This window comes from Winogradskyella haliclonae, assembly GCF_014635865.1.
Taxonomy (GTDB): Bacteria; Bacteroidota; Bacteroidia; order Flavobacteriales; family Flavobacteriaceae; genus Winogradskyella; species Winogradskyella haliclonae.
In genome coordinates, this window is the sequence record NZ_BMDQ01000002.1 from 1 (window position 1) to 25,693 (window position 25,693).

Below are 25,693 nucleotides of genomic sequence, written 5' to 3' on the forward strand. Positions count from 1 at the left end.
TCACCAGAAATATCATAAGGGCTAGTTCCACCAGCAAAGCTGATTGTAATAGACCCATCAGTTAAACCGAAACAAGAGATTTCAGAAGCTACCGTTGCATTAGCAGTAAGTTCTGAGTCAGGTTGATTAATAGTAAAGCTTTCACCAACTGTACATCCATTAGCATCTGTAACTGTAACAGCATAAAAATTACCTGCAATTACACCCGATATGTCTTGAGTAGTTTGGTTAGTTGTCCATAAATAAGTGTAAGGTGCAGTACCTCCACTCACTGTTATATCAATACCACCTGTAGAATCACCAAAACAATCTACATCTATTATAGTAGAACTAGAGATTGATAGTTCTGCAGTAGGACTATCAACAATAATTTCCATGCCAGTTGCAAACGTAAATGAACATCCTGATGTATCTGTAACTACTACATTGTACATACCAGCAGGTATGTTAGATAAATCTTGAGTTGTTTGAGGTATAGAATTTCCATCTTGTGTCCAAGAGTATGTGTAAGGAGGGAAGCCTCCAGTAACATTAAGATCTATAGCGCCATTTACATTTCCAAAACAATCTATATCAGTAGTAGAATTGATTTCTACTTCTAAGGTTTCTAATGTTATTTGAGTAGTACTAGGAACGTTTTCACATCCAGTTGCTCTGTTTCTTATACCGAATACGTATGTACCAGGTCCAAGATTACTAAAAACTGGAGAAGACTGAAAAGCACCTCCATTTACTATATCAACATTATATTCAAAGTCACCACCAACTGGATCAGTAACTGTGACGTCATAACTTCCATCAGCATTACAAGACACATCCAAAGTCGGATTGTCTGGCTTAGGATTATATGTAAGTGTTACAGTGTTAGTTTCGCAAATATTACCAATTGAAGGTATACAGACTTCGTATTCAAAAGTAACAGTACCAGTAAAACCAGCAGGTGGAGTATAAGTAAAAGCACCATCTGGTTCACTAAAATTAAGTGTACCTGTACCAAGATTTGAAGGAGATGTTTGTAGACTATTTGCAACTAAGCTATATTCACCATCGCTAGGTACAGAAGATGAATTATCTATCTGGCCATTAAAAATACCATCAATACAACCTAAACCTGTTTGTGGTAGTGCATATCTTTGTAATATAAAAAGTTTACCATCACCATCATCATTTGAAGCAGCGATGAATTCAACTTTACTAATTTTAGAACCAGTAGGCGCAACGCTATTAAGCTCAAAAAGAGCTATAGCAATTGATTGACCATTATCAATCTTTCTACCAGATTGCCAGTAATCTGATTCATCACCATTATTAGGGCCTCCATTTCCATCATCTGGAGGAAGAACGTTACTTCCTCTTAAGTCACCATTAGTTCTAACAAAAGTATCTCCTAATACAGTTTCTGTTGTAGAACCAGGTAAGAATCCTCTAAATCTTATGTAATAACAGTTATTACCGCCACGTTCAGTAATAGCTATTACTCCACCCTCATTAGATGGAATGGCTGGACTATATAATAATGTTTGTATTTGTGCATCAGTTTCGGGAACTCCATTTATTCCATTGGCTGCGTTAAAATTTCCACAAATATTATCTCCATTTCCATTAGAAGTAAAATAATGGTTTAAGTTAGGGTCTTGGAATGCAGCTCTAGCTGCAGAATTCCACGGACTATTTATGCCTCCAGTAGAAGACCCACTGCCAAAGATAACATTGGCATTATTTTCTCTAATACCGTTTATACTGTTACCACCAGGTCCAAGTCTGGTTAATTCGTAGCCAAATGGAACAGCAAAAGCATCATATACAACATTATCAATAGTTATAGATTTAATCGTAGCCGGTTGGTTGTTTTCATTGGCATCAATGTCACCATTTCCATTTGTATCTTGCTCATCTGACCATTGAAAAGTAACATTTTCCCTGATAGAGGGCGATTGTGTTCCTACTTGAGCTTCTAAACTGCTAGGTAGGTAAAGTATTCCTAGAATTAATAGTGCTCTAATTACTTTAAACACTGAAATACAATTGTACTTGTTTTTCATATTGATTTGGATTATCTTAATATTTCCGTGCAGAAAGTGCGTACAAGAATTTACTTATTATCATAAGTTTAAATTCTAAATACTCACCAACAGCATCTTTCTTTTCTATATTTTAAGGGAGGGACGTACTTTGTTAGAGTACTAAATGGAAAAATTAATGTGTTTTTTATTTATTAATAGCAATGCAAATCAACACACTACTATGTATAATTGCAAAAAAAGTACTTTAAATACTCATATATTCGTTGAGCGACAATTATATATGTTTTATCGATTAAAAATGCATTTAATCTATATATTTATACATTCTGTTATAAACTTCTTACGCACATCTACCATATTTTAATTTATTTAAACTTTATGCACAAAATTTTACCTGTATTAATATATTTTAATCTAATTTTCATAGATAAAAACATATTTCACTGATATAATCTTAATCATTTCGACCGCAATTTATGACTTTAAACCGATAAAACAAACATTTAATCGTAAAAAAATGTATTTAAACGATGAATATTAAGAAAATCATATTCGTAAGACATGCAAAATCTTCGTGGAAGTATAATGTTTCAGATATAAACAGGCCTTTAAAGAAAAGAGGTATTGATGATGCAGGGATTATCTCACAAGAATTTAAGAAGTTAGATTTAACTATAGATTTTATATACTCAAGCCCAGCAAATAGAGCATTGTCTACATGTAAAATTTTTCAAAAGTGTCTGAATCATCCAGATAGCATGTTTAATATAACAGAAGATTTATATGATTTTTCTGGTGAACGGGTTTTAGAATTTATTAAGTCTATTAATAATGAACTAAATTCTGTAATGCTGTTTGGGCATAATTATGCTTTTACATCACTAGTAAATATCTTAGGAGATAGAATCATCGATAATTTGCCTACATCTGGTCTTGTCATAATAGATTTCGATATAACTTCATGGGAATATGTAAAGTTTGGTCAAACCAAAAAAATAATGTTTCCAAAAGATTATAGGTTATAAAAAAGACAATAGTATTTTGTGATGCATTTCAATACAATATATTTGTAAAAATAAGTGATGACTAATAATAACTACACATATATAAATAGGGAATTAAGTTGGTTACAGTTTAATGCTCGAGTTTTACAAGAAGCTGCAGATGTTAATGTGCCGTTAATTGAGAGGTTACGTTTTATTGGTATATTTTCTAATAATCTTGATGAATTTTTTAAAGTAAGATATGCTACTGTAAAACGAATTGACCAAGCTGGTAAAGGTGGTAAAAATCAACTAGGGGGTATTAAAGCTAGTGATTTGTTGCAGCGTATAACAGAAATCGTGATTGAGCATCAAAGTACAAGTTTAGGTATTTTGAATAGTATTCAATCTCAATTGGCAAATGAAGACATTTATATTATAGATGAAACACAAATAGAGTCATCTCATCATGAGTTTATAAAAAATTATTTTTTTCAAACTGTCAGTCCAGCTCTAGTTACAATAATACTAAATGATGATATAGAGTTACCATTGCTAAAAGATAGTGCTGCATATTTGGTAGTAAAAATGTGTTTAAAAAATGATACTAAACAGTATGCATTGATAGAAATATCAAAGTCTTTGGATAGGTTTGTAGTACTGCCTGAAAAGAATGGAAAAAACTATATCATATTAATAGATGATTTGCTTAGGTGCTGCTTAGGGGATATTTTTGACATTTTTGATTATACATCTATATCTGCTAACATGATTAAAATCACAAGAGATGGTGAGTTAGATTTTGATAGTGATTTAAGTAAAAGTTTTATTGAAAAAATATCTGATAGTGTAAAAGACAGGAAAATTGGTGAGCCAGTAAGGTTTGTTTATGATAAAACATTAGATGATGAGACACTCACTTATTTGATGGCAAAAATGGGTATTGACTCAAAAGATAGTGTTATACCTGGAGGTCGATATCACAATAGAAGAGATTATATGGGTTTCCCAAGTTTGGGTCGCCAAGACCTCTTATATGATAAAATAAAACCACTTCCAGTAAAAGGCTTAAGTTTAGAACAAAGTATTTTTAGCACAATTGCTAAGAAGGATTATATGGTTCATACACCATATCATACCTTTTCATACATTGTTAAATTTTTACGAGAAGCTGCATTAGACCCAAAGGTAAAAACTATAAAAATTACCATTTATAGACTTGCTCAAATATCTCACGTTGCAAGTTCTTTAATAAATGCAGCAAAAAATGGAAAAAAGGTAACAGTTTCTATAGAGCTTAGAGCCCGTTTTGATGAAGAAGCGAACATTAATTACGCTGAGCAGATGCAGAGTGAAGGTGTAAATATGCTTTTTGGTGTACCAGGTTTAAAAGTACACAGCAAAATGTGCGTTATCGAACGAGATGAAGGTAAAAAAATTAAGAGATATGGATTTATAAGTACTGGTAACTTTAATGAGTCTACTGCACGCATATATACAGATTTTACGTTGTTTACTGCAGATCAGAGAATATTAAAGGACATTAATAAAGTCTTTAATTTCTTTGAAGTTAGTTATAGAATGTACCGCTACAAGCATATCATAACATCACCTCATTATACGCAAACTAAACTATTCATGTTAATTGATAATGAAATACTAAATGCTAAAGAGGGTAAGCCAGCATTTATTAAGCTTAAAATGAACAGTATGAGTAGTTATAAAATGATTGATAAGCTTTATGAGGCGAGTAGAGCTGGTGTAAAGATTCAAATGATTATTAGAGGTATTTGTTGTTTAGTTCCTGGAGTTAAAGATATGAGCGAAAATATAGAGGTTATTAGTATTATAGATAAATTTTTAGAACATACTCGACTTTATATATTTTCTAATAATAATGATCCTAAAATTTATATTTCTTCAGCAGATTGGATGACAAGGAACATTGATAATAGAGTAGAAGTCAGCTGTCCAATTTATGATGAAGATATAAAGCAAGAGATGCAAGATATTTTTGATATATGTTGGAATGATAATGTTAAGGCTCGAATAATTAATCAAAATCAAGATAATAGTTATAAAAACTCTACAAGCAGAATAAAAGTTAGAGCACAATTCAATATTTATGATTATTACAAAAGCAAATTAGAAGTTACAGATGCTTAGTATTAAAAAGTATGCCGCTATTGATATAGGCTCTAATGCTGTTAGACTTTTAATTACAAGTGTAATTGAGCAGGATGATAAGCCTGTAATTTTCAAGAAAAATTCATTAGTAAGAGTACCAATAAGATTAGGTGCAGATGTTTTTGTTTCTGGAGAAATCTCAGATAATAATAAACAAAGAATGCAAGATACTATGACTGCATTTTACCTTTTGATGAAATCTAATGGAGTTGTTAATTATAAAGCATGTGCTACTTCTGCAATGCGTGATGCATCCAATGGGAGAGAGGTTTGTAAATTGATTAATGAAGAATGTAAGATTTCCATTGATATTATCGATGGAGAGGAAGAAGCAACAATAATTGCTGCTACCGATTTACATAGATTCATCGATCCTAATAAAACATACCTTTATGTTGATGTAGGTGGAGGAAGTACAGAGTTTTCTGTGATACATAACTCAGAGAAAATTGAATCAAAATCCTTTAGAATTGGTACTGTACGCTTATTAAACGATAGCGTTATAAATGATACATGGAGATCTTTAGAGAATTGGATTAAAAATCACACCAAATCTTATGATAAAATTGAGCTTATTGGTTCAGGAGGAAATATTAATAAGATATTTAAGATATCAGGAAAAGATTTAGGAAAACCATTATCCTATTTTTATCTGACTAGTTATTACAAGAGCTTGCAAGAGTATTCTTATGAGGAAAGAATTACAGAATTAAACCTTAATCAGGATAGAGCTGATGTAATAATTCCTGCTCTAAGAATATATTTGTCAGCTATGAAATGGAGTGGTGCAAAAGATATTTTAGTTCCAAAAATCGGGTTATCTGATGGCATCATTAAAAGCATCTATTACAATACCATAAGTAGTACAACCCTTTAGCTTTACAGTTTGCCGTATTTTTCCTATCAGAAGTCTAATAATTAATTATTGTAAAGATTTTAAATATATATTCGTGACATAATAAAATTAACTACTTTATGAAAAAAGCTTTACTCACGTCGACATTATTATTGTTTATAAGCCTTAGTTTTTCTCAAGGTAATGGCGCTACTAAATATGGTATCAGAGCAGGTATTAACATATCAAACATGGATTTTGACCCTGCACCTACAGAAAGAAACTTACATAGAAATGGTTTTCATTTTGGAGGTTTCGCAGAGTTTTCTTTATCAGAGAAATTATGGTTAAATACTGAGTTATTATGGTCTGCTGAAGGAGCTAAAGATGAAAACTGGAGAGCAAATTACCTTAGTTTACCAGTACAATTAAAATTTCTTGTTGGCGATAGACTTTCTTTGGGAGTTGGACCGCAAATAGGTGTAAAAACTTGGAAAAGCTCAGACGCGTTCGATACATTGAATTTTTCTGGAGTAGCTGGTATTCAATACCAAATATTCGGAGATTATTTCATAGAAGTGCGAGGTGTATATGGTTTTACCAACATGTTAGATGATACACTTGCACCACTTGAGGCAAAGCAGTTTGTAATACAGGCAAGTATAGGTATTAAAATATAAATCCTAATGACTATAAATGTAAAAGCCTTTTCAACTGAAAAGGCTTTTTTTATCCGTGTATAGTTTCTTTATTTCCAAGAGATTTCATGATGTCGGCTTCGTAATTCAAAAGCGCGTTCCATTTTTTGTCCACATCTTTTTTATCACCATATTTTCTAGCAAATTTTAAAAACATGGTATAGTGTCCAGCTTCGCTAATCATTAGTTTTCGATAAAACTTGGCTAGTTTTTTGTCTTCTAGTTCTTCTGAAAGCAATCTAAAACGCTCACAACTTCGGGCTTCAATAAGCGCAGCATATAATAATCTATGTACCAATTGTGTGGTTCTACTACCACCTTTTGGAAAAAATTTTAGTAGTTGAATAACATACTCGTCTTTACGGTCTCGACCAAGAATCCACCCCTTTTCTAAAATTAAGTCATGAACCATTTTAAAATGACTCATTTCTTCATTAACGAGCTCTATCATTTCTTGAACGAGCTCTGTATACTCTGGAAAACTAACAATTAATGATACAGCTGTACTGGCAGCTTTTTGTTCACAATAGGCATGGTCTGTTAGTATGTACTCTATATTTTTTTCTACAATATTCACCCATCGTGGGTCAGTAGGTAATTTAAGTCCAAGCATACTAATATGTTAATTGAATAAAATTTGATTTCCCATGTTTATCTATTTTTAAAGTATGCCAATCTATGTAGTCTTCATTTGGTATGGCATAAGCTATATCTATATAAATAGAGTCATTTTTTACACTTAATTCTTCGTTAAGATGTATCGACTTTAATAAAGCTAATGTATTAAAATCATGAATAGGTTCTTCTGAATCTATATCTGATGAGTAACCAAATAAGTCATTTACTTTTTGCTTATTAAAACTCTCATCAAATAATTTCTTTCCATTCTTTTCTATAGTAACGTTGAAGTTGAAGTTTCTGTAATTGTTTACATAATCGATATTGTCTTTAGTTTTTGTAAAAACAACCTGATTTATCATGTCAGTAGAAGTCTGTATTTTAACTCTAAAGCCATTAGAAAGTATGGTATCTATACGATGTTCAAAATACGTTTCGGGTATAAACTCATTGATTTTAATAGTATTATCTTTCTTAAAAGAAGATATACTTTCAGTTAATGCTTTACGCTGAGATTTTCGGCCTTCACAACTTGTAAAGCCTATAACAAGAATTAAAATAAAGTAAAGTCCGTTTTTCATAATATTAGATGTCTAGACCAAAAGTTCGCTTGAGAAGCTCAATATTTTCATTTCTCTCTTTTAGTTTTTCATATTTTTCTTGTGGTGTAAAAGCATACTTTTTGGCAACTTCTTCATTTACTGTAATGTCTAAATGAAGATCATAGTTTTTGCAGTTTTTACGTAAGTGCGCTAATAATGGATATTGTGCACGTTCTAACTCTATCTTACTAGTATGGTTAGAGTAGGTAAGGCATATTGCAGTATCTTTTAATGTTGGTGTTTCCATTTCCATAATGGATGCCATGATTTTTTCACCTTTTTTATGTAGCGACTTTATATAGCTTTCCCATGCTTCAATAAGCTTTTCTTCAGTTACAGGTTCTCTAGGAAGATTTTCTTCATCAATAACAACATCCATTTGTCGTATCTGATGCTCTTTTTTCTCTCTAATACTCTTCAATGATAGCCCAGATGTCACTTTCGAGGGTTTATTAATAGATATTTTTGGTATTACGGGCTCTACTGTTTTAGCTATAGTTTCTTCTTCTACTTTAATTTTTTGAGAAGCATTTTGGGTTATAGTTATTGCAGTCTCTTTAGGCTCAGTTTTTGTTACCGGAATAGGAGTAATCCCTTTAGACTTAAAAAAATAGGGCGGAATTATGTAATGTCTGCTATTTTTTTTTTCTCCATCAAAAGTGATAGAGGCTAGTTGCATAAGCGCTAATTCAACAAGTAATCGTTGATTTTTACTATTCTTATATTTTAAATCACAATCGTTTGCAATGTCTATACCTTTGATGAGGAAGCTTTGAGAGGATTTCTGAGCTTGTTCAACATATTTGAGCTTAGTATCTTCTCCAACTTCCAATAATTCTATGGTTGAAGGGTTCTTGCAGACTAATAAATCTCTAAAGTGAGATGCTAGTCCAGCGATAAAATGATGACCATCAAAACCTTTAGATAAAACGGTATTGAAATGAATAAGTAATTCAGGGATTTTATTCTCTAAAATTAAATCTGTACTCGTAAAATAAGTTTCGTAATCAAGAACATTTAAATTTTCTGTAACAGCTTGGCGTGTTAAGTTTTTTCCTGAAAAACTAACCACACGATCAAAAATTGAAAGCGCATCACGCATAGCACCATCGGCTTTTTGAGCAATAATGTGCAAAGCATCATCTTCAGCTGTTATACCTTGCTCTTCGGCAATATACTTAAGGTATTCTTTGGCGTCTTTTACGGTTATACGTTTAAAATCAAAAATCTGGCAACGTGATAATATGGTAGGTATGATTTTATGTTTCTCAGTGGTTGCAAGAATAAATATACAATGCTTTGGTGGCTCTTCTAAGGTCTTTAAAAAAGCATTAAAAGCTGCTTGAGATAACATATGTACCTCGTCAATGATATAGACTTTGTATTTTCCTACTTGAGGTGGAATACGAACTTGATCTGTGAGACTTCTAATGTCATCAACAGAATTATTGGACGCGGCATCAAGTTCAAAAATATTAAAGGCAAAATCTTCATTTTCACTGGTATTGCCATCACTATTAATCATTTTAGCAAGTATGCGCGCACAGGTAGTTTTCCCAACACCACGTGGCCCAGTAAACAAAAGCGCTTGAGCTAGATGATTATTTTCAATAGCATTTAGCAAGGTATTAGTAATCGCCTGTTGCCCCACAACATCTTTAAATGTTTGAGGTCTATATTTACGGGCCGATACTACAAAATGTTCCATAGAAAACTACTGAATTACAAATTTAAGAATATGGATGAAATAGTCATTTTCAGAGGGCTAAATTTAATAGGAGTTATTAACAATTTGTTTAATTTTGCAGCAAGCAGATCGCCTTATCGATCCTAACTTTAGTTAGGGTAGGAAAGTCCGAACACCATAGTGCAATCATAGTGGTTAACAGCCATCAGTCGTAAGGCTAGGAAAAGTGCAACAGAAAGTATGTACAGGTCATGCTGTAGTGAAATCAGGTAAACTCTATGTGGTGCAATGTCATGTATACTAACGTTTGAGTGTGCACGCGCGATTGTTAGAGGGTAGACAGCTAAAGTTTGCTGGTAACAGTAAACGTAGATAAATGATAAGGAACTTTTCTTAAAAAGAAAAGTGTACAGAATTCGGCTTATAAATCTGCTTAATTAAACAAGCCTTTTGCATTTTTGTGGGAGGCTTTGTTTATATATTGATTTCAAAAAAGCTAAACATATTACCGCCATAACTTTTTGAATAGGAAAAATGATCTAGCTCATCTAATTTGGTATGTTTAGAGTGCTCTACAATTAAAAGACCATCATCTTGTAGTAATTGATTTTCAAAAACGAGTTTTGGTATTTTTGAGAATTCTTCAATCTCAAAACCATACGGCGGATCAGCAAATATGATATCGTGCTTTTGTTTTGATTTTTCTAAGAATTTATACACATCACTTTTTATGGTGATAATAGACATATCAAAATTTTCAGCGGTCTCGTTAATAAATTTAATACAACCATAATTAGCATCTACAGCCGTAATTTGCTCTGTACCTCTGGATGCAAACTCATAACTGATGTTTCCTGTGCCTGAAAATAAATCTAGTACAGATATATCATCAAAATAGTATTGGTTATTTAAAATATTAAACAAAGCTTCCTTAGCCATATCTGTAGTTGGTCTAACAGGTAATTGCTTAGGTGCTGTTATGCGTCTTCCTTTATATTTTCCAGATATAATACGCATTAAAAACTATTTTTAATTAAAAATAGCTTGTGTTCGTCTACCAAACTGACATGTCTTATATACTTATATGCTACTTTAAACAAATCATCATCATCATCTAAAGCTCCAGAAAGCTTTACATGCGTTTTTTCAGCATTTAATTGTAATTGCTCAAAGGTGAATAAAATGTAGTATATAAAATCTTCGGGAGATGAAAATTCAAAATAATTATAAAAATCAAAGGCATGACTACTACATACAACAACTTGCATTGTAGCGCCTTCTATATTGATATAGACACATTTTTCCTCACTTTTATTTATACCGTTTATAGCGTTAATAAAAACCGATGAGGCGTGAGTATATGTAAAAGCTCCAAAAGTATCAAAGATGTAGTTGTTTATATTTACATACGGCACATAAACATTAACAGAATCTAATGATTCAATTTTATCAGAAGCAATAAAATCTGTTTTTAGGATTTTTGAATTAAACTTTAAATATTCAGCATTATTAGATTCGTCATATAACAATTTTGGGACTAAGGTTGATAGTTCGTTATAATGTATGATTTTTATAGTATTAAAATCATCAGAGAAAACAGTATTAGAAGCTAACTCTTCTTTTAAACGATTTAGGGTTTCGAAAGGAGTGAGTTTTTCATCAAATACAATTGTATTTGAATATTCAATCTTGTTATTTTCTGAACGATTAAGTATGCAAAAAGAAAGTCCACTCAAATTTACTTGAATGGACAGGTCTTTAATTATTTTGTTAGTCAAATTATTCCTTTTTAGTAAAGTTTTTTGGCCAATTTCCTGTAGTCTTTACTTCGTTCATAGAACCAACTGTTATTCTTGGTCCATTAACACCATCAACAGAAACTGTTTGCTTTTCATTAGATACTAAATTTTTATCTTGATCGTGTAAAACAACAGCTTTATCTACACTAGCTTCAAATACTGGAATGTCATCTAATTTGCCAGCTTTTAATTCAAACTTAGCGTCTTTCTCGCCTATTCCAACATTCATCATATTTTTGTAATCAATGTTCTTGAAAAGTGAATCTTTTACAGAAAAATATCTTAGTGTATCAATAACCACGAATGTTTTTGGCGTCTCTACGCCAAATAAGCGTGTTTTTTCTTGATCTATACCTGTACTATCTCTTCTTTGAGTGACAGGAACTTGTGCTGTATCTATAAATTTGATAAGGTTATCATACTTATCAGTATATTCTCCATTAACATCTTTATATGCAACTTGAGCTTTTTGTATATCTATCAAACGATTAACAACAACTTGGTAGCGCTCATCTTTTACCTTCTCAAATCTTAATTCTCCAGCAACTGACTCATAAGTAATATACCCTAAAAAGAAAACAATAGCCCAAAGCAAAAGGTTTAATACAGGCTTTAATTTTTTAGGTACAAATTTATCTATTAACCATACAATGGCTATGGTTGCGAGGATAATAGCAACAACTACAATAATTACTGTTAACATGTTTAGTTTATTTTATTAAGGTCTTTCGCAAATCTACAATTTTTTTTTGTTCGCAAAAACATAATAAATAAAAATATAGAAAAATGTATTTTAGAGTTGTAGTAAAGCACTTTAATGTGGAGATATAATAGTATATTGGCATTTAATTTTTTAAAGTTAAATGATTCAAAACGCATCAGATTTTTATAAGCTCATAAAGTCAAAATTTCCTTTTCAACCTACTGAAAAACAAGATATTGTTCTATTACAGCTTTCTGAGTTTATTTTTGATTCTAAACCAAATTCACTGTATTTACTAAAAGGTTATGCAGGTACAGGTAAGACAAGTATTATTGGCACTATAGTTTCTAATTTATGGCAATCTAAAAAGAGTTCAGTTTTATTGGCACCAACAGGTAGGGCAGCAAAAGTTATCTCTAACTACTCTAAAAAAGAAGCTTTCACTATACATAAGAAGATTTATTTCCCTAAAAAAGAAAAAGGAGGCGGTGTTAAATTTGTAATGCAGCCCAATAAGCACCGTAATACTATTTTTATAGTTGATGAGGCTTCAATGATACCAGATATTCCAGCAGATTCTAAATTATTTGAAAACGGTTCTTTACTAGATGACTTAATGCAATATGTGTATTCTGGTCATAAATGTAAGTTATTATTAATTGGAGATAAAGCGCAATTACCACCTGTAAAGTCTGAATTAAGTCCAGCATTAGATGCATCAAAACTAGATTTAAACTATAACAAGCAGGTTACTACTGTAGAGTTAGACGAAGTGGTGCGGCAAGAACAAGATTCGGGAATATTGGAAAACGCTACTGAGTTAAGAGCAGTTTTAGAAACTACATTTTATGATAGCTTCAAATTTAATGTAAAACTATATAGTGATATTGTTCGTCTTATCGATGGTCATGAAATTATGGATGCTATAAACGATTCTTACAGTAACGATGGCTATGAAGAAACAGCAATTATTGTTAGGAGTAATAAGCGTGCCAATCTTTATAATCAACAAATAAGAAATCGCATTCTTTTTAATGAAAGTGAATTATCTACAGGAGATTATCTTATGGTGGTTAAGAATAATTATTTCTGGATAAAACCTACTACCGAAGCTGGCTTTATTGCCAATGGTGACATTATCGAAGTCCTAGAAATTTTTAGTATTAAAGAATTGTATGGCTTTAGATTTGCTGAAGTTAAAGTAAAGATGGTTGATTATCCTAGGATGAGAGCTTTTGAAACCGTATTACTCTTAGATACTATTTCTGCAGAAAGTGCATCATTAACATACGAAGAATCAAATAGACTGTATCAAGAAGTTGCAAAAGACTATGCTAACGAAACGTCTAATTACAAACGATTTTTAGGAGTAAAAAACAACAAGTACTTTAATGCCTTGCAAGTGAAATTCTCATATGCAATTACCTGCCATAAATCTCAAGGTGGACAATGGAATACCATTTTTGTTGAACAACCTTATTTGCCAAATGGTCCAGATAGAGATTATATAAGATGGTTATATACTGCAGTAACTAGAGCCAAGGAAAAATTATATCTCATTGGTTTTAAAGATGATTTGTTTGTAGAATAGTTTATGTCAAATCAAACTATTATTTTTGATTAACTAACCCAGTTATAAATGAAGATAATAGCCATGATTCCCGCACGATATGCGGCGTCACGTTTTCCGGCAAAATTAATGCAAGACCTAGCAGGAAAGACAGTTATTTTAAGAACTTATGAAGCTACGGTCGCCACAGGATTATTTTCTGAAGTCTTTGTCGTGACAGATAGTGATATCATTTATAACGAAATAGTATCTAATGGCGGTAAAGCTATAATGAGTATTAAAACGCATGAGTCTGGTAGTGATAGAATTGCCGAAGCTGTTGCAAATGTAGACTGTGATATAGTAGTGAATGTGCAAGGAGATGAACCTTTTACTGAAAGAGAAAGCTTAGTAAAAGTTTTAAGCGTTTTTAATGATGATGATAAAAATGAAATTGATTTAGCCTCTTTAATGGTAGAAATCAAAGACTTGGAAGAGATAGAGAATCCAAACACAGTTAAAGTTATTGTGGATCAAAATAACTTTGCACTTTATTTTTCCAGAAGCCCAATTCCTTTTCCGCGAGATAAAAATGTTGCCTCACGCTACTTTAAGCACAAAGGCATTTACGCATTTAGAAAACAAGCGCTCTTGGATTTTACAGTTCTACCTATGCAATTTTTAGAAGCTACCGAAAAAATAGAATGTATAAGATATTTAGAGTACGGTAAGAAAATAAAAATGGTAGAGACTTCTGTACAAGGTGTAGAAATTGACACACCTGAAGATTTAGAACGTGCGAAAAAACTTTGGAAATAAGTGAAGGAAAATTTTAAGAATATAAAAGTAATAGGCTTTGATGCCGATGATACACTTTGGGTTAATGAGACTTATTTTAGAGATGCAGAGCAAGAGTTTGCAAAATTGCTTTCTCAGTTCGAGACACCAAACAAAATAGACCAAGAACTCTTTAAAATGGAAATGAAAAATCTTCCACTTTATGGCTACGGTGTTAAAGGATTTGTGCTCTCTATGGTTGAGATGGCTTTAGAGCTTTCTAATCACACAGTCTCTAGCAAAACCATAGAGAAGATTCTGGATATTGGAAAAGCTATGATAAATAAACCAGTTGAGCTACTAGATGATGTTGAGCATGTTTTAAAGCAAATGTCAGGTAAATACAAACTTATACTAGCCACCAAAGGCGACTTGTTAGACCAAGAACGTAAGCTTGAAAAATCTGGTCTTATCGATTATTTTCATCATATTGAGGTCTTAAGTGAAAAGGAAAGCAATAATTATTCAAAATTATTGAAACACCTAGAAATTGAACCTTCTGAGTTTTTAATGATTGGAAACTCTTTAAAATCTGACATTTTACCACTTGTAGACATAGGTGCATATGCTGCTCATATACCTTTCCATACAACTTGGCAACATGAAACTGTTTCTGAACAATCTGCAACAAGTGCAGATTATTTAACGCTTAACTCCATTAGTGATATTCTGAAGTATTTAGATGAATAAATCAAGAGTAGACATTGCGAACTGGAATAGAAAAGAGCATTTTGAATTTTTCAATACATTTCATGATCCTTATTTTGGTGTTACTTTTAAAGTAGATGTTACTAAAATGTATGCGAAATCTAAATCCAATGCGGTTTCATTTTTTGCACTCTATTTACATGCTTGTACTAAAGCTATAAACAGTGTTGAAAATTTGCGATATAGGATAGATTCCGAAAGCAATGTTGTATGCTTCGATAAAATTCATGCTTCAGCTACAATTTTAAGACCAGATAATACATTTGGTTTTTCATTTATTGATTTTGAACAAGATTTCGAGCGATTTAATAAAAATTATGAAGCTGAAAAATCGCGTATTTTTAACTCAAGTCATCTTTTTCCTCCAAAAAATTCATTAGATTGCTTTCACTGTTCAGCATTACCTTGGGTTAATTTTACAGGACACAAAGAGCCATGTAATGGTGTAAAGGATTCAGTTCCAAAAATAGCTTTCAGTAAAACGGAAGTAATAAAAGACAAGCAAATGATAAATATTGCCATATCTGTTAATCACGCCTTAGTCGATGGTTATCATATTGGGTTATTTTTAGAAAAATTTCAATATTTTTTAAATCAATAGGTAGAACGCAAGAGTATTTATATTTTTGTTTTAGAAAAAAAAATAAATGAGTTTTAAAAACTTTCCAATGGTTTCTCGTGTCATTTATGGCAGAGGTAGTTTCAATCAATTAGATGAAATTATCTCTCCTAAGCGTCAAGGTAGAGATGCGCCATTTATTTATTTTATAGATGATGTGTTTAAAGGTAATCATTGGTTAACATCAAGAGTTTCGTTATCATACAAGGACAAAATCATTTATGTTCCTACTGAAGAAGAGCCGAAAACTTCCCAAATAGATCAAATTGTTGAAGATATAATTCTTGAATTTAGCGAGCACCCATCTGGTATTATTGGTATTGGCGGTGGCATTGTATTAGATATAGCAAAAGCAGTATCTATTATGCTAACAAATGAAGGAGAATCTAAAGACTATCAAGGTTGGGATTTAGTAAAAAATCCTGCAATATATCACGTAGGAATACCTACAATATCTGGTACTGGAGCCGAAGTTTCAAGAACAACGATACTTACTGGTCCAGAGCGTAAACTGGGCATCAATAGTGATTATACGCCTTTTGATCAAGTTATTTTAGATCCTGAGTTGACTAAAGATGTACCTAAAGACCAATGGTTTTTTACTGGTATGGATTGTTTTGTTCATTCTATTGAATCTCTTAACGGCACTTTTTTAAATGCCTTTAGTCAAAGTTATGGAGAGAAGGCTTTTGAAATTTGTAAGGAGGTCTTTTTAGAGGATTATCTGTCTGAAGAAGAAGCTCAAGATAAACTAATGATGGCTTCTTGGCATGGCGGTATGAGTATCGCTTATTCTCAAGTTGGTGTTGCTCATGCAATGAGTTATGGCTTGGGCTACTTATTAGGTATCAAACATGGAGTTGGTAACTGTATAGTGTTTGACCATTTAGAAGCATTTTATCCTGAAGGTGTAAAGCTCTTTAAACAAATGAAAGAAAAACATAATATCGTATTACCTTCAGATGTTTGTAAAGATTTAGACCAACATCAACTGGATATTATGATAGATGTTGCCCTTGGTTTAGAGCCATTATGGGAGAATGCCATAGGTAAGAATTGGAAGTCTAAAATTACTCGACAAACATTGCAAGACTTATACTTAAAAATGTAAGATGAAAGCCTTAGCAAGATTCATCTACTTTAAACTCCTTGGGTGGAAAGTCGTTGGTAATACTAACTTCTCAAAAGACACCGTGAAAAAAGCCGTGATTATTGCTGTGCCGCATACCAGTTGGCATGATTTTTTTATAGGTTTATATCTTAGAAAAGTTACAGGAGTTAAAACTAATTTTGTTGGAAAGAAAGAGCTTTTTATTTTTCCGTTTGGTTATTATTTTAGGGCTGTAGGCGGAAAACCTTTAGATCGTACTTCTGGTCAGAATAAAGTTGAAGCTATTGCGAAATTATTTGAAGGCGAAGATGAGTTTAGATTGGCCTTAGCTCCGGAAGGAACACGAAAAAAAGTTAAAGAATGGAAAACAGGATTCTATTATATAGCAAAAGCTGCGCATGTACCTATAATTATGTTTACTCTAGATTTCAAGAATAAGCAAAATAAAGTTTCTGAACCTTTTTATACCACTGACGATAAAGAGGCAGATTTTACATTCATGCGTTCATTTTTTGAGGGAGTAGTAGGTAAGGTGCCAGAGTACTCTTAAATCTTCTTAGTTTTTAATTTCTTTTCCTTTGGTTTCTCATCTCTTTTGCTCCCTGGAAATATTAGTGATGTACTCGCATAAGTTGTCCCAAAATTTGTATTGGCATAATATACTTGACTAATAGCATCTTCTACTTGTTTTTCTGAAAGTTCTCTTAACGGATGTATAAATGCTGACCAAATTATACCTTCCGAGATGGCATATTTGACATCTAAGGCAGAATGAAAATTTGCAATAAGAGCATTTTCTAACATATTTTTCTCTAAGCTTATTGTTTCAGCAATAGGAGAGATAATGCGCATTCTATTATTAGTAGAATCTGTGAGTACTATAAAAACTGTTTCTTTGATATTAAATTGCCATCTTCCGCTTTCACCTTCAACCTTATCACTTACTTCATTTATGATTTTACCTAGTTTATCATTAGTCATTTCTTGAGCAGAAACATTTAATGCTAAAAGGCTTATAATTAATACTACAAATCTTTTCATTTTAATTGAATTTAGAGTTACTATTTAAATAGTCGATAAATATTTAACAACTAACAATTTTATTTATGGCATAAGCTTTGATATATAATTGATACAGCAATGAAACATAAAATAAACCCTAGTGTCACTAGAAAGAAACATTGCTAAATAAAAAAAGGCCATCAATTAATTTGATAGCCTTTTTTCTGATATATAGATATTATTTTACTTCTTTTAAAGCATTATCGATAAGAGTTCTTAAATGCTGTTTATGTGCTTTTGAAGACACATTTCCTGAAGGAGCAGCCATAGTTCTTATATTCTTTAGGTTATATAATGCCATGGACTTTGCATTATTGGTAAACCTTCCGCTTTGCTTACCTGTTAGCATATCTATAAGCATATTTGTATACTCTAGCTGTAGATTTTGTCTAAACGAATTAACATTACCGTATATGTCGGCCTTAAAAATTGCATTATTAAGATCAGACATAAACGTAGATAACTTATACTCATTTCCATAAAGCTCACTATCAGTAATACGTTGCAGTGTGTTTGGATGAAGAATATGTATTAATACACCTCTTTGGTAGTTTAATACTTGTCTGTGGATTTTTGGGTCTTCTGGACCTCCAAAGAAATTATAGCCTCTTCTTTGCATTGCTAGATAATTATACAAATCGCTAGGCGCATCAAAAGCATTTGGAGCAAAAACATAAGTCTTAAGGGCATTCATCGCTCTTTTTTGATCTTCTAAACTAACAGGCGTGTAAGGTTTTGTAGCACCTTGTTGGCCTACCATAGCGCGATCAACATAAACTCCTCCAATAAACCTGGAAATTACATTACCTGCTGTAGCGCGTTGTCCGCTTAAGATATAGTATGCTCGGCGCATCTCTTGAAATGATTCACCACGCTTTGCAAACTTAACTTTAATATCTCCCATCATTTCATCAACAAGCTTAAATCGGTCTATAGAGTAGCCTATTTGGTCGTTAGATAAATCTCCAATCATAACACGTGGGTCAATTGCCTTACCGGGAGCTCGCATATCATCTGCATCATTTCCAAAAATTAATTCAGGTTTTGTAGATTGATTCAATAATGCTTCTTTTTCTGCAGCAGTTTTAAAAGGTGTGTAACCAAATTGAATAGCCCATACATCGTATGGCCCAACTGAAGTATCATAGTACTGACCTTGCTTACTTCTATCATTTGTTAAATTAATGCCTGCATAATCCATTACAGAACCTGTAAGACACTTGCCTTCTATAAAACTAGCATCTGCTAATTGTTCTGGAGAAAATAACTGACTGGCTTTCATGTTATGATTAAGACCCAGAGTATGACCAACTTCATGCATAATTAATGCTATCATAGCTTCTTTTTTCATTCTAGCCATTTCCAAATCATCAGCGCCTGCAACTTCTAGTACAGCTTGGCCAAACATAGTGCTCTCATGCATAACATGACCTAATGAACAAAACACTTTATTCTCTCTTAAAAATTCTGATGCATCAAATGCTTTAGGTTTTGCAGATAATTCAAATAACTTATCATACATTACCCTATTAGTAAAGTGTACATACTCAAGCATAATATCTGCACCCATGATTTCTCCTGTTTTTGGGTTTACAAAACTAGGGCCATAACCACCAAAAGGTGGATTTGGAGATGAGGTCCAACGTAAAACGTTGTAATTGATATCTCCTGCATCCCATGTTGCATCATCTGGTTGCATTTTTACAACCATTGCATTTTTAAACCCTGCTTTTTCAAAGGCTTTGTTCCATTCTAAAACACCTTGCTTTATAGTCTCTCTCCACTCGACTGGTGTAGAGTTTTCCATCCACCAAGTAATAGGTTTTACAGGTTCTGAAATAGCAGCACTAGGGTCCTTTTTCTTAAGATTCCAACGGTGAACTAAATCTCTGAAAGGTGTAGAATTTGTTGCTGTTTGGTCATTAACTTGTGTTGTAAAATAACCCACACGAGGGTCATCCAGAAGAATTTCATAGTCATTATCTGGCATAGCTATAAAACTATGGAAAACCTGGACGCTTACATTTCTACCATCAGCTATAGCAGCTGAGCCACCATTTATAGCTGAAGACTTAGAATAAACATATTCAACCTCTAGATTAGTGTTGTCTTCGTAATTATTTATGGCTTTTACTGTAGTCTTGTTTTTATCTAAATTACCAAGTGTAAATGCAAAAGGCGATTGACCGGGAAATCGTGGACGTTTTAATTGCCTCAGGGTTTCTTTCATAAAAATACCATCTGCTTTGATTAAGTATTCTCCAGTTTCTTTATCATGTGCTTCAACTTTTAACGACGCCATTTTACCATTAGTAATATTTGCTTCTTTTGATCGCGATATAGCATTACCTTCATCAAAATAGAATGACGTATTCTGACCTTCAAATTCTAACTTATTAAAATGTTTATTTATTCTGAAAACTTTAGAGCCTCCATAGGCACCACGATATAAGCCAGCATCTGTGCTACCATTTGACACTTGGCTGAAATAGATATAATCTTTCCCAATTTGGTCATCTTTAACAATCATGTGTAAAGCGCCTGTTATAGTATCTTCATAAATCGTAAAAAGACCTTCAATTTTTTTGCTTGATTTTGTGAGTTCTTTAATTGACTTTTCTTTTTTCTTAGGAGGCTTAGGTGGCGCAGCTTCAGTTTTGTCTTTTTTTCTTTTTTTCTTTCGTTGTGCATTAACATTTTGCGGCATTACAAAAGCGCATAAAAGAAGAGCCATTGAAAAGTATTTAATGGCCTTGATTGATGTCATCTTCATGATTATAAATTTAGATTAGTGATATTTTAAATTCTAGAACAGAATGTTTAACAATATATAAAATATGCACCTTTATATAAGTTAATGATTGTTAAAAGATTAGTTTTTGGTTTCATATTGTGAAAGTAAAGTATGGGTTTGTTTCTGCAGTTTCTTTTTAAAAAAAGAAGTACCACCTATTAATTTTCCTTTAAAACCGAAAGCTTGCGAAGCCCATCTATGCAAGTTAAATGTATCTACATGTTTTATAATTAGACCGTCTTTGAATTGGAACTGCGCGGAAATCTTGTTATGGACTCTTTTTCTCGTTTTGCTAAAATTATATTTTGCTTCCCATTTGGCTGAGGCAATATTTTCATTAATTTCAATGTTAGAAAATGTGACTATAAAATCTTTTCCTTTTTGAGAAGCGCACAACATTCGCCACATATTCTTGGCATGTTCACCATGTAAAACACCAAAAGCAGGGTCTTCAAAAACGATGTCTTTGTGATAACAATTTGCCATAGCTTCTGCATCTAAATTTGCAAATGCGGTATAAAAAGAGGTTACTAATTTTTCCATGTTTTAAAGCTACAAAATTTATTTTTTGTTAAAAAAATCTAAAATTAGTTTTGTGACGTATATACTGCATCCCCTTTTTATTTTAATGGATTAATTTAAAAAGAAAAAAGGCTATCATTAGTTTGATAGCCTTTTTAAATTTTTATAAAACACGAAGTGGTTATTCTTCAGTAGATTCTTCCATGGTATGATATACATTCTGTACATCATCATCTTCTTCTAGTTTTTCAAGCAGTTTTTCTACGTCTTGAGCTTGTTCAGGTGTAAGCGGTTTGGTGACTTGTGGAATACGCTCAAAACCAGACGAAATGATTTCGATATTGTTTTCTTCTAAATAAGACTGGATATTTCCAAAACTCTCAAATGGTGCATAAATCATGACACTATGTTGTTCATTACCATCTGCATCTTCATCAGTGTCTTCAAAAATTTCTTCCACACCAAAATCTATAAGTTCTAATTCAAGTTCTTCTAAATCTAATTCTTCGCCTTTAATTTTAAAATTACAAGTATGGTCAAACATGAATACCACAGAACCAGACGTACCTAAGCTTCCATCTGTTTTATTAAAATAACTTCGCACATTAGCTACAGTACGTGTATTGTTATCTGTTGCTGTTTCTACAAGTACAGCAATACCATGTTGTGCATAGCCTTCGAAAAGAACTTCTTTATAATCGCCTTGGCCTTTTTCACTAGCTTTTTTTATCGCACGTTCTACATTGGCTTTGGGCATGTTTACAGCCTTGGCATTTTGAATAACGGCGCGTAAACGTGCATTACTTTCTGGGTGAGGCCCACCTTCTTTTACAGCCATTACAATATCTTTACCAATACGTGTAAAGGCTTTACTCATTGCCGACCAACGCTTCATTTTACGTGCTTTTCTAAATTCAAAAGCTCTTCCCATAATTTGTAGTTAAAAAGTTAAAAAGTATATGAAATGTCTAAAATTTTATAGACAAAACAAATTTAAAAAAATAAGTGTGGTTTAAAAATGATTTTAATCTTCAGGTTCAACAATAAAATCTATAGCTTTTGCAAGCTCAAAATCTTTATCTGTAACACCACCAGCATCATGTGTAGTAATAGATATTTTTAAAACATTATAGACATTTGACCAGTCTGGATGATGACCTAAGGATTCACACTCAAAAGCAATGCGACTCATAGCACTAAAGCAATCTTTGAAGTTTTCGAATTCAAACTCAGCATGAAGCGCATTATCAAAATAATCCCAATCTGGAAGTTGTAATAATTTTGCCTCTATAGTGTCTTTATCAAGTTGTTTCATCAAAAAATAGTTTGTATTAAAATTAACCAATTACAATAAGTATCACAAAATTACTTTTGCAGCTCTTTTAAAACAATATCACTAGTAATCTGAAGATGCTTAGGCAGTATATTATACTTTGGTAAAACTGCTAAATAGCGATCTTCGTTAGTAGTATAGACCTGTTTTAGTGATACTTTTGTTTGTGTAATATTAGATATGATTTGTTGAATAAACTCATCATGATGCACCAAATCTGTGCTTCCTAAGTGGAATACACCAGATTTTTTTCGATTGATGATATAATGAATTTGCTGTGTTACTTTTTTGTCAAGCGTAACATTCATTATTAAGTTTGGAAAAATTTCGACAGCTTCTTTTTCTGAAATGAGTTGTTTTATTTCTTGAATTCTAGGGCAGTTCGCTCCAAAAACCATGGGTAAACGTAAGATTGCTACTTGACGCTTTGGCATACGCATGAGCATATTCTCAATTTTTATTTTGAAATGCCCATAAATACTATGGCTTAAGGTCTTATCGGTTTCGTAGCTTGGGTATTTGCTATAGGCATCAAATGCGTTTGCTGAAGACAAGAAAATAATTTTTGAACCATGTTCTAAAGCATATTCGGCAATATGGGCATGTGCTATAGTTTGTGCGTGAAAATCGCCACGCAAAGCAGAAATGATAATGTCTGGTTTTGTAGCTTCAAGAATTTCGTAAATATCATCTTCTTCTACATTGTAGTGAAAAAAATGTTTGTTGTTCTCAAATTCCTTTTTGGGTGAAAAATAGGTGCCATAGGTATTAAAATACATGCAGAGTTCTTTGTAGATGGCATTACCTAGATAACCACTAGCACCAAGAATCAAGATTCTGTATTTCTTTTCTATCTTCTTCATTAATCTTACAACGCTAAGAATAGAAATTTAGCCTTTATAGAATGGCAATTTTACCACAGTTGCAGGAATTGCTTTTTTACGTACCTGAATATTAATTTTGCTATCTGCTGAGGCAAATACACGTGGCACATAGCCTAAACCGATACCAATACCTAAACTAGGACTCATTGTACCTGAAGTCACACGACCAATAGTTTTACCTGAACCATCAACAATATCGTAACCGTGACGTGGAATACCACGCTCATCAAGTTTAAAAGCAACCAATCTATTTTCTGGCTTACGTTCTTTTTCGGCCTGTAGTGCTTCACTATTTGTAAATTCTTTATTGAATTTGCAGACCCAGCTTAGACCAGCTTCTATAGGAGACGTAGTATCATCTATATCATTGCCGTACAAACAATAGCCCATTTCTAGACGTAGCGTGTCTCTTGCTGCTAATCCGATGGGTTTAATGCCAAAATCTGCTCCAGCTTCAAGAACTTTATCCCATATTTGTTTTACTTCAGAATTTTTGCAATAAATCTCAAAACCACCACTTCCTGTATAACCAGTTGCTGAGATAATCACATGTTCTATACCTGCAAAATCACCGACTACAAAATTGTAGAAATTGATTTCTGATAAATCATGACTAGATAAAGATTGCATGGCTTCTACGGCTTTTGGACCTTGGATGGCTAATAACGAATAATCTTCGCTTAAGTTACGCATTTCGGTACCGATATCGTTTTTAGAAGCAATCCAATTCCAATCTTTTTCTATGTTACTTGCATTAACGACTAGGAGGTAAGTCTCCTCTTTAATCTTGTAGATGATTAAATCGTCAACAATTCCACCATCATCATTAGGTAAGCAACTGTATTGTGCTTTACCTATTTCTAATTTTGAGGCATCATTACTTGATACTTTTTGAATTAACTCTAGTGCATTAGGCCCTTCGATTAAGAATTCACCCATATGAGAAACATCAAAAACACCAACTGCCTTTCTAACTGTTTCGTGTTCTATGTTTACACCTTCGTATTGTACTGGCATATTATAACCAGCAAAAGGTACCATTTTAGCGCCTAAGGCTTCGTGTGTTGCAGATAATGCAGTATTTTTCATGTTGTACGAATCAAAATTTGATGCGCTAAATTAAGAATTTGAAAGTTAACTTGAAACATCAAGTCTTTCTAATTTTGTACTTAAAAAGGATACTAATTTATTGAAATCGGATTCAGAAATTTCATCTTTACCTAAAATGTAAGATATATTTACATGAGAAGTATTTAGAAATATATTTTCTTCTACGATATCAAAATTTTTAAAGAAAGACCAATCCATTTTTACTTCACATTTTTCATCAGAATATTTAAAAAAATCATCTTTAAATTCCCAAATACTTTTACTCTTTATCTCAATAAAATTTGTGACATGTTTTTCTGATTCAGAAAAATAACGTTTTTTGTTATTCTTGTAGCTATGCCAAAATTCGTAGAACTTGTAGAGATATATTGTGCCTATTGAAAATATAATTACACCAAAGAAAGACCTGTGACCAATAAAAAATAAGCCTGTTGCTAAGTATATTATGCTAAAAACTAAACCCTTCCAGCTCTTTTTTAAATTTGATTTCCAAACGTAGTCAAACTGTAGTTTTGTTTGATTTAAATATATTTCTTTTATAAATGGAACTTCAAAAATCATAAGTTATCTAATTGAACTTTAAAATCATACTGCAAATCTTCATGAAACGTTGAGATTTTCTTCTCTATAGCTATAATCTGTCTTTGGTAGAGATTGTCTAGTGTTCGGTTGCGATGAATATTTGGTTTTAGTTGATTGAGTCGTTCGCAAAAATAGAGGAGAAGTTCTACTTCAGTAGTTTTAGTAATGCTATAACGGCTATAGGTTTTTATAAGCCTTAATATCTTTCGGATTGTTTTTTTCATATAGAAATAACTATCCGTATTCATACTTTCAAAATACTCGTCTAGCGTTTCTTTAATATTTTCTATATAGCTATCTTCGTCGTGAGCTTGAAAGAGCAAATAGGTGAGTAACTCCTTGTTTTCTTTTTTAAATCGCCCTAATCGTAAACATAACTGTAGTAAATCTTCTTTTGGAAGATGTTGTAATTCCTTTTTTATAGTGACGATTGTGGCTGCTTTCAT

26 protein-coding genes and 1 other RNA gene are annotated in these 25,693 nt (G+C 32.4%); 11 read left to right on the top strand and 16 right to left on the bottom strand.

The window, feature by feature from the left end:
* The coding region (locus IEV10_RS08055) for an Ig-like domain-containing protein (RefSeq protein WP_229719659.1) at positions 1 to 2,042 on the bottom strand (2,042 nt) is incomplete at its 3' end.
* 512 nt (positions 2,043 to 2,554) lie between these two features.
* Here IEV10_RS08055 and IEV10_RS08060 point away from each other — a divergent pair.
* The 4 genes from IEV10_RS08060 to IEV10_RS08075 all read left to right on the top strand — a co-directional run bounded on the left by IEV10_RS08060 (position 2,555) and on the right by IEV10_RS08075 (position 6,709).
* The gene (locus IEV10_RS08060; protein ID WP_308694209.1) at positions 2,555 to 3,049 is read left to right on the top strand and encodes a SixA phosphatase family protein; all 495 of its coding nucleotides are present in this window, start codon (positions 2,555 to 2,557) and stop codon (positions 3,047 to 3,049) included.
* A gap of 57 nt (positions 3,050 to 3,106) precedes the next feature.
* On the top strand, positions 3,107 to 5,173 hold the full coding sequence (gene ppk1 / locus IEV10_RS08065; protein ID WP_188374213.1) for a polyphosphate kinase 1: 2,067 nt from the start codon (positions 3,107 to 3,109) through the stop codon (positions 5,171 to 5,173).
* Positions 5,166 to 6,071 (top strand): Ppx/GppA phosphatase family protein, encoded by a 906-nt coding sequence (locus IEV10_RS08070; RefSeq protein ID WP_188374214.1) that lies wholly within the window; start codon positions 5,166 to 5,168, stop codon positions 6,069 to 6,071. Before ppk1 ends, IEV10_RS08070 begins: the two co-directional genes overlap by 8 nt.
* Before the next feature lie 98 nt (positions 6,072 to 6,169).
* Positions 6,170 to 6,709, top strand: coding sequence for a porin family protein (locus tag IEV10_RS08075; protein WP_188374215.1), 540 nt, complete (start codon positions 6,170 to 6,172; stop codon positions 6,707 to 6,709).
* Positions 6,710 to 6,758: 49 nt separating this feature from the next.
* On the opposite strand, the gene IEV10_RS08080 is transcribed toward IEV10_RS08075, so the two are convergent.
* The 3 genes from IEV10_RS08080 to dnaX are packed head-to-tail and all read right to left on the bottom strand — an operon-like array spanning position 6,759 to position 9,655.
* On the bottom strand, positions 6,759 to 7,340 hold the full coding sequence (locus IEV10_RS08080; RefSeq protein ID WP_188374216.1) for a MiaE family protein: 582 nt from the start codon (positions 7,338 to 7,340) through the stop codon (positions 6,759 to 6,761).
* Position 7,341: 1 nt separating this feature from the next.
* Entirely contained in the window at positions 7,342 to 7,926 is a 585-nt protein-coding gene (locus IEV10_RS08085) for a hypothetical protein (RefSeq protein ID WP_188374217.1), read from the bottom strand.
* Between the two features lie 4 nt (positions 7,927 to 7,930).
* Positions 7,931 to 9,655, bottom strand: coding sequence for a DNA polymerase III subunit gamma/tau (dnaX, locus tag IEV10_RS08090; protein WP_188374218.1), 1,725 nt, complete (start codon positions 9,653 to 9,655; stop codon positions 7,931 to 7,933).
* Between the two features lie 100 nt (positions 9,656 to 9,755).
* Here dnaX and rnpB point away from each other — a divergent pair.
* Positions 9,756 to 10,074, top strand: an RNA gene (gene rnpB, locus IEV10_RS08095) — RNase P RNA component class A.
* 34 nt (positions 10,075 to 10,108) lie between these two features.
* Here the strand turns inward: rnpB and rsmD are convergent.
* From rsmD to IEV10_RS08110, 3 genes are read right to left on the bottom strand one after another with little or no spacing between them, the layout of a single operon-like run.
* Positions 10,109 to 10,651 carry a 16S rRNA (guanine(966)-N(2))-methyltransferase RsmD gene (gene rsmD / locus IEV10_RS08100; protein ID WP_188374219.1) on the bottom strand — a complete coding sequence of 181 codons (543 nt, stop codon included), beginning with the start codon at positions 10,649 to 10,651 and terminating at the stop codon, positions 10,109 to 10,111.
* Positions 10,651 to 11,412 (bottom strand): DUF3822 family protein, encoded by a 762-nt coding sequence (locus IEV10_RS08105; RefSeq protein ID WP_188374220.1) that lies wholly within the window; start codon positions 11,410 to 11,412, stop codon positions 10,651 to 10,653. The genes rsmD and IEV10_RS08105 overlap by 1 nt, the downstream gene beginning before the upstream one ends.
* 1 nt (position 11,413) lies before the next feature.
* Positions 11,414 to 12,136, bottom strand: a complete 723-nt coding sequence (locus IEV10_RS08110; RefSeq protein ID WP_188374221.1) for a hypothetical protein — start codon at positions 12,134 to 12,136, stop codon at positions 11,414 to 11,416.
* 160 nt (positions 12,137 to 12,296) lie between these two features.
* Here IEV10_RS08110 and IEV10_RS08115 point away from each other — a divergent pair, with 160 nt between their 5' ends.
* Genes IEV10_RS08115 through IEV10_RS08140 form a run of 6 tightly spaced genes read left to right on the top strand, consistent with a single transcriptional unit; the run spans position 12,297 to position 17,510 of the window.
* A complete protein-coding gene (locus IEV10_RS08115) occupies positions 12,297 to 13,727 on the top strand; it encodes an ATP-dependent DNA helicase (RefSeq protein WP_188374222.1) in 1,431 nt (476 codons plus the stop codon).
* A gap of 48 nt (positions 13,728 to 13,775) precedes the next feature.
* Entirely contained in the window at positions 13,776 to 14,504 is a 729-nt protein-coding gene (gene kdsB, locus IEV10_RS08120; protein WP_262890110.1) for a 3-deoxy-manno-octulosonate cytidylyltransferase, read from the top strand.
* A complete protein-coding gene (locus IEV10_RS08125) occupies positions 14,505 to 15,212 on the top strand; it encodes an HAD family hydrolase (protein ID WP_188374223.1) in 708 nt (235 codons plus the stop codon).
* Positions 15,205 to 15,831, top strand: coding sequence for a CatA-like O-acetyltransferase (locus tag IEV10_RS08130; protein ID WP_188374224.1), 627 nt, complete (start codon positions 15,205 to 15,207; stop codon positions 15,829 to 15,831). Before IEV10_RS08125 ends, IEV10_RS08130 begins: the two co-directional genes overlap by 8 nt.
* Positions 15,832 to 15,877: 46 nt before the next feature.
* Positions 15,878 to 16,960 carry an iron-containing alcohol dehydrogenase family protein gene (locus IEV10_RS08135; RefSeq protein ID WP_229719660.1) on the top strand — a complete coding sequence of 361 codons (1,083 nt, stop codon included), beginning with the start codon at positions 15,878 to 15,880 and terminating at the stop codon, positions 16,958 to 16,960.
* A gap of 1 nt (position 16,961) precedes the next feature.
* Positions 16,962 to 17,510 carry a 1-acyl-sn-glycerol-3-phosphate acyltransferase gene (locus tag IEV10_RS08140; RefSeq protein ID WP_188374225.1) on the top strand — a complete coding sequence of 183 codons (549 nt, stop codon included), beginning with the start codon at positions 16,962 to 16,964 and terminating at the stop codon, positions 17,508 to 17,510.
* On the opposite strand, the gene IEV10_RS08145 is transcribed toward IEV10_RS08140, so the two are convergent.
* The 9 genes from IEV10_RS08145 to IEV10_RS08185 all read right to left on the bottom strand — a co-directional run bounded on the left by IEV10_RS08145 (position 17,507) and on the right by IEV10_RS08185 (position 25,693).
* A complete protein-coding gene (locus IEV10_RS08145) occupies positions 17,507 to 18,001 on the bottom strand; it encodes a hypothetical protein (protein ID WP_229719661.1) in 495 nt (164 codons plus the stop codon). The two genes, IEV10_RS08140 and IEV10_RS08145, sit on opposite strands and share 4 nt — an antisense overlap.
* A gap of 199 nt (positions 18,002 to 18,200) precedes the next feature.
* Positions 18,201 to 20,756, bottom strand: coding sequence for a zinc-dependent metalloprotease (locus IEV10_RS08150; protein WP_229719662.1), 2,556 nt, complete (start codon positions 20,754 to 20,756; stop codon positions 18,201 to 18,203).
* 138 nt (positions 20,757 to 20,894) lie between these two features.
* Positions 20,895 to 21,359, bottom strand: a complete 465-nt coding sequence (locus tag IEV10_RS08155; RefSeq protein ID WP_188374227.1) for a nuclear transport factor 2 family protein — start codon at positions 21,357 to 21,359, stop codon at positions 20,895 to 20,897.
* 160 nt (positions 21,360 to 21,519) lie between these two features.
* Positions 21,520 to 22,269 carry a YebC/PmpR family DNA-binding transcriptional regulator gene (locus IEV10_RS08160; protein ID WP_188374228.1) on the bottom strand — a complete coding sequence of 250 codons (750 nt, stop codon included), beginning with the start codon at positions 22,267 to 22,269 and terminating at the stop codon, positions 21,520 to 21,522.
* Between the two features lie 93 nt (positions 22,270 to 22,362).
* Positions 22,363 to 22,653, bottom strand: coding sequence for a 4a-hydroxytetrahydrobiopterin dehydratase (locus IEV10_RS08165; protein WP_188374229.1), 291 nt, complete (start codon positions 22,651 to 22,653; stop codon positions 22,363 to 22,365).
* 50 nt (positions 22,654 to 22,703) lie between these two features.
* Positions 22,704 to 23,534 (bottom strand): sugar nucleotide-binding protein, encoded by an 831-nt coding sequence (locus IEV10_RS08170; RefSeq protein WP_188374230.1) that lies wholly within the window; start codon positions 23,532 to 23,534, stop codon positions 22,704 to 22,706.
* Between the two features lie 27 nt (positions 23,535 to 23,561).
* The gene (gene gcvT / locus IEV10_RS08175) at positions 23,562 to 24,644 is read right to left on the bottom strand and encodes a glycine cleavage system aminomethyltransferase GcvT (protein ID WP_188374231.1); all 1,083 of its coding nucleotides are present in this window, start codon (positions 24,642 to 24,644) and stop codon (positions 23,562 to 23,564) included.
* Between the two features lie 45 nt (positions 24,645 to 24,689).
* Complete coding sequence (locus IEV10_RS08180; RefSeq protein ID WP_188374232.1) at positions 24,690 to 25,226, bottom strand: hypothetical protein; 537 nt, start codon at positions 25,224 to 25,226, stop codon at positions 24,690 to 24,692.
* Positions 25,223 to 25,693: a hypothetical protein gene (locus tag IEV10_RS08185; RefSeq protein WP_188374233.1), complete on the bottom strand. Its 471-nt coding sequence runs from the start codon at positions 25,691 to 25,693 to the stop codon at positions 25,223 to 25,225. The genes IEV10_RS08180 and IEV10_RS08185 overlap by 4 nt, the downstream gene beginning before the upstream one ends.